At 66.3% G+C, this 5,811-nt stretch carries 4 protein-coding genes; all 4 read left to right on the top strand.

The annotated features are described in order from the left end of the window. The coding region (locus ACLL97_RS09920; RefSeq protein ID WP_411280310.1) for a DUF5916 domain-containing protein at positions 1-1,513 on the top strand (1,513 nt) is incomplete at its 5' end. Between the two features lie 262 nt (positions 1,514-1,775). Continuing rightward, positions 1,776-3,191, top strand: coding sequence for a carboxypeptidase regulatory-like domain-containing protein (locus tag ACLL97_RS09915; RefSeq protein WP_411280309.1), 1,416 nt, complete (start codon positions 1,776-1,778; stop codon positions 3,189-3,191). A gap of 9 nt (positions 3,192-3,200) precedes the next feature. Beyond that, positions 3,201-3,890 (top strand): c-type cytochrome, encoded by a 690-nt coding sequence (locus tag ACLL97_RS09910; RefSeq protein WP_411280308.1) that lies wholly within the window; start codon positions 3,201-3,203, stop codon positions 3,888-3,890. Further along, the coding region (locus ACLL97_RS09905) for a hypothetical protein (protein WP_411280307.1) at positions 3,887-5,811 on the top strand (1,925 nt) is incomplete at its 3' end. The genes ACLL97_RS09910 and ACLL97_RS09905, both read left to right, overlap by 4 nt.

The following is a 5,811-nucleotide window of genomic DNA, read 5'->3' as shown; positions in this document are numbered from 1 at the left end:
CCCGCAGATTCGAAAGCTGCGGGTGCCGACGCGTCGCATCCAGACTGCCACACCGTACGTCCTCACCTCGGCGCAGCGCAACTGGCCCGATGCACTCGCGAAGAACACCTTCGTGTCGAAGTATCCCACGGAAGTGGGCGGTGAGATCAAGTACGGCGTCACGCCCGCGCTCACGCTCGACCTCACCGCCAACACCGACTTCGCGCAGGTCGAAGTCGACGATCAGCGCGTGAATCTCACCCGCTTTCCAATATTCTTTCCGGAAAAGCGACCGTTCTTCCTCGAGAACGCCGGCGTGTTTTCAGCAGGCACGCCACAGGCCGTCGACCTGTTTTTCACCCGCCGCATCGGGATCTCCAACGACGGGACGCCGCAGTCGATCCTCGGCGGCGGTCGCTTGTCAGGACGCGTGGGCGGTACCACGGTGGGCCTCCTGCAGATGATCACGGACGCGCCCGATGCGCAGAACGCGGGGCAGTCGTTCACTGTTGGACGAGCCACACGCGAACTGTCGGCGCGGTCACGCCTTGGCGCGATGGTGGTACAGCGTATGGCCACCGACGACGGCGGTGATGTGAACCGCACGTTCGCGGTAGACAGCCGCATCGGACTCGGACAGCGCTGGACGAGCGACCTGTGGGCGGCGCGCACGACGACGCGGGATCGCGATGGCGATGCCAACGCTTTTAGCGGACGGATCGCGTATCAGACAAACGTGTGGAATCACAACGCGCGCATCGCGCAGATCGGCGAAGACTTCAATCCGGAAGTGGGCTTCATGAGCCGCCCGGGCGGTTACCGCGCGTACGATGTCTCCGTCATGCGACTGGTGCGCAAACCGGAGTGGGCGTGGTTCCGGCAGTGGAATCCGCACGTGAGCTATCGCAGCGCGTATGGTCTCAACGACGGGTTCTATCAGTCGGGGTACTGGCACATCGACCTCACCGAGATCGAGCTGGCGAACAGCACGAAGTTCGGTCCCGAATACAACATCTCACACGAGGGGCTGCAGGCGCCGTTCACGATCGCGCCCGGCGTGGTGATACCGGCTGGTCAGTACGATTGGGGCACCTTGGGCTGGGACTACACCACCGATCCGAGTGAGAACCTGTCGGCCACGGGTCGCTTCGACGTGGGTCAATTCTGGACCGGTCGCCGCAGCGGCGGCAGCGGCACGGTCACGCTGCGACGTGGCGCCACATTCTCCGGCTCGTTCACCGCCGACTACAACGACGTGCGCCTTCCGGAAGGTAATTTCATTCGTTCACTTCAAGCGGTGCGCCTGAACTACTTCTTCTCACCGCGCATCTTCGTACAGACGCTCACGCAATACAACAATCAGGCAGCGATCTTTTCGTCGAACGTGCGCTTCGGTTGGCTCAACACCGCCGGCACGGGCTTGTTCATCGTGCTCAACGATGGTCGGGCCGCAACGAGCTTCTTCGACCTGGGCGCGCCGCAGCAACGTTCGGTGTTCCTGAAGTTTACGCGTCAGTTCGGCACGGGCGGCTGATACGTAACGCGTGGCCCTCCGTGTATCGGCTCTTGCGTGGCACCGTACACGCGAAGTCGCTGGCTCCGTACCTACTATCCGAAGTGCTTGCGCGGGTTTCGATCCCGTGCGAGCCTTCGACATGCCTGACCGATTCACCTCATGCCCCACCGCGCAGTGTGAACGCGCCGAGCCGCGAGACGTATGGCGGCGGCGCCGCGTTCTGCACGGTCGCCTATCGCGATTGGCGCGTGAGGTCGTGCTGCCAGCGGCCCTGTGCCTTTTGCAAGCCACCAGAGTACTGGCGCAGTCCGCGTCGACCAAGGCGCCTCCGCCTCCGCTTCCCAAGGTCGTGGTGGCGCGGGTCGTGGGCACTGTCTACGACAGTCTGGCCCAGCTACCGCTCACGGCCTCCGTCGTGCAATTGGTGGAAGCTGGCGATTCGAGACGCATACGCCTCGTTCGCTCGGATGCGAATGGGGCCTTTGTGTTCGATTCCGTGCCTACAGGCGTGTATCTGCTGGGTTTCCTGCATCCGCGACTGGACATGCTGGGCATGGACAGCCCGCTTTTGCGAGTCGAAGTCGTAGACGGGAGTGACGTGCGTACGCCGCTCGCGTTGCCGTCGGTGGGTACCCTTCGGATCCGCTTCTGCAGCCCCAACGACCGACTGACGGCGGACGGATTGTTCATGGGGGTGGTGCGGCGCGCCGACCTTACACCACTCGACACGGCTGGCCGCGTGCGTGCGCAGTGGACAGAATTGCAGGTCGCGGGAACCTCGGTGGATCGTAAAAGCTTGTCGCGGTACGGTGTCACGTCGGAGATTGGCGGCTTCGCCATGTGCGTGCCGTCGGGAGTGGTCCTGACGACACGGGCATTCGTGGGGGCCGACTCCAGCGGTTTCGTGGACCTGCCGATGCCACTTGGCGGGTTCCTGCTGCACGACCTGTATGTGGGGGCGGCGACCCGAGCGATCGTGGCGGGTCGTTCCGTGCTGGTGTTGCAGGGCGCGGGACGTATCCGCGGTACGGTGCGAGACGGCGGGGGTAAGCCGGTGACCAGTGCTCGCGTGGAGCTACGAGGCGTGGGCGTAGGAGAAACCACCAGTGTGAGCGGTCAGTTCGCGCTCGCCAAGCTGCCCACCGGGTCGTACACCCTCGATGCGCGGGCCATTGGGTACCAGCCCACGCAGGTCACGGTGAATATTTTAGCCACCGCCGAGACCACAGTTGACGTGACCATGGCGGCGGCGGTCGCTACCGTGGACACGCTTCGCGTGCGGGCCAACGCCAACCGCGGCGCCTTCTCGCTCGAGGATTTCGAGCGGCGTCGCAAGAACGGCTTCGGCCACTTTCTGGACGAGGCGCAACTCATTGCGCGGGCCCCCAAATATGCCGCCGACATCTTTCGTTCGACGCCGGGTATGCAGGTCATGTCCGGGGTCGGTGCGGCCGATCGTGTGCTGATGCGCGCATCGGGAATGTCCGGCACCTGCGTGCCGGCCATTTTTCTGAACAGCCTCCTCATCCCGATCACCGACGGCGTGCTGGATGGCATCATCGATCCCAATGATGTGCGAGCGGTCGAGATCTACTCGCGCACCGCCAGCATGCCGTTGCAGTTCCAGACGCGCAACGGCTGTGGATCGATCGTGATTTGGAGCGGATCGCGCCGCCACCCCGACGGCCGCAAGTAGCCGGTGCCGGTGCGCCTTCGCCACCTTCTGCTGGGGCTCGGCGCTCTGGTGTCGATTGGCCGTGTGTTACCGGCGCAGGCACTCACGCCGTTCCAGCGGCAGAAAGCGGAGCGCATGTTGCGAGAGCAGCTCGGTTGTCTGGGCTGTCACCAGCTCGGTGGGCAAGGCGGAAAGCTCGCGCCCCCGCTGGACAACGTGCGCGCGCGCCGAGACCCCGGCTATATCGCGGCGATCATCACCAACCCTGGTCGGGTACGCCCGGGTGCCGTCATGCCGCGGCTCGTCATGCCGGATCGCGATCGTGCGCTCATCATTCGCTACCTCGGCGGTGATCCGACCGCCGTCACTGTGCCGCCAAGCCCGCTCCCGGTCGCCGTGCCCTCGGACACGAGCGCGTCGCGACTCTATGCTTCGTGGTGCGCCGGTTGCCATGGCGCCAAGGGGAAGGGTGACGGCCCCAATGCGACATCGCTGCCGGTGCCGCCCGCCCGTCACGCCGACGCCGCGACGACCTCCCTGCGCAGCGACGACTCCCTGTTCGACACCATCGCCGGTGGCGGTGCCATCATGAACCGGAGCGCGCGCATGCCAGCCTTTGGAGGGTCGCTGTCGCCGACGGAGATTCGGGGGCTGGTGCGCTACATCCGAACTCTCTGCCAATGCCAGGGACCGTTGTGGTCCCGTGGGGGAGCCGGATGAACGGCCCGAAACTGGGTGCGCTGCTGGCCGCAGCCCTGATGGCGACGGCCGTGATGGCGACGGCCGCCATGGTGGCATGTGGCGGAGGCGACACCACCAACGCGGGCACGGCGGCCAGCGATATCGTCCTGGCCTCCGCCAGCATCCCCGCACCTCCGCCGGCACCGACAGCCGGGGACTTCGCCGGGTCGGCGACCTGCGCTTCCTGTCACACCGAGCAGTTCACGGCGTGGCGAGGCTCCACGCACGGCCAGGCGGGGGGAAGACCAGGCGCTGGCCCCGATGGCGTCCGGGTCATCGCGCCATTCAACGGGTCGTCGCTTCGGTTCAAGGACGCCGTCGTGACGCCGCAGCAGCGCAACGGGGTGTTCTCGTTTCTCGTGCGGCGCCCGGGAGAACGGGACACGACGCTGGTGGTCGCCGCCGTGATCGGCGGCGGTCATATGGAGGGGGGAGGGACTCAGGGGTTCGTCACCGCCTGGCCCGACGGCACCCTGCGCTTCCTGCCGTTCGACTGGAGTCGCCAGTCGCGGACGTGGTTTTGCAACACGGGCACGCGCGCCAACCACGGGTGGCAGCCGATCACGTCCGCGATGCGGCTTGCCGACTGCGGTGACTGGCCACCGACACGCGTGCTCGGCGACGAGCCGCGTTTCAGCAACTGCCAGTCGTGCCACGGCAGTCAGATCAACCTTGGGTTCGACAGCGCGGCTGGCCGCTGGAACACGCAGCACAACGGATTCGCCATCAACTGCGAGTCGTGCCACGGTCCGGCCAAGCGCCACGTGACGCTGATGCAGCGCGGCCCGGCGCCCACGGCCGATATCGGACTGCCCGCGCTCGCCACGCTCGACAAGGACGCTTCACTCGCCACGTGCTTGGGCTGCCACGCGCTGAAGGACCGCTTGGCGTCCAATTGGCGACCGGGGGTGTCGCTTGCCGAGTACTATGCCGTGCGGTTGGCGCAGCTCGGGGATACGCCGTATACGCCGGATGGCAGAACACGGACCTTCGCGTATCAGGAAGGCCACTTGGCCAGCGATTGCTACCGCAACGGTGGAATGACCTGCGCGTCGTGTCATGATCCACATTCGCAAGGCTACCGCACGGTAAACGGCACCCCGATTCCGGGACGCACCGACGACCGGCAGTGCACGAGTTGTCACGCCAGCAAGGCCGAGAACCCCACCGCGCACACCAAACACCCCGCGACCTCGGTGGGCAGCCGCTGCATCTCGTGCCACATGCCGTATCAGCAGGAGCACGAGCTTGGCAAGGCCATTCCGTACGCACGGTCGGATCATACGATCGCCATTCCGCGGCCGTCGTTAGACGCGAGCCTCGGCATCACTAGCTCGTGCCGTACCTGTCACGCGTCAACGAGCGAAGCGGCGCACGCGGCGCAGGTGACGGCGTGGTGGGGCGAGCTCAAGCCCCATGAGACGGCGGTGGCGGGAGTGTTGGCGGCACGATCGGAGGCCGACATGGAGCGGGCCACGCCGCTGCTGCTGCATCCGGCGTCGCGGAACGCGACCGCGCAGGTTGCCGGTCTCGCCGCGTGGCTCGAGCGGTTTGGTGGGCCCGACATGTCATCGGTGCCGACATCGCTGGAGAAGCGGCTGCGGGCACTGTCGGCCACCAGTGATCCCGATGTGCGGGCGCTTTCGCTGGCCGTCCTGCATTACACCCGCGGGCAGGATCGCGCGGTGCGTCGCTTTCTCGCCGCCCAGCGGCAGTCCTCCACGCCAAACGCGTTTGCGGTGGCGCGACGCTGGGCGATGGTGCTGGGCGGCATCGGCGACGTGGAGCGCGCCAGCGGCAATGCGTCGCGGGCGGTGCTGGCCTATCGCAAGGCACTGGAAGTGGCCCCCGGCGACGCCGCACTGCTGCTGAACCTGGGGCTCGCGCTGGCGGAATCCGG

Source organism: Gemmatimonas sp., from assembly GCF_046594945.1.
In the GTDB taxonomy this organism is placed as follows: Bacteria; Gemmatimonadota; Gemmatimonadetes; order Gemmatimonadales; family Gemmatimonadaceae; genus Gemmatimonas.
This window is presented reverse-complemented; position numbering and strand designations above follow the sequence as displayed.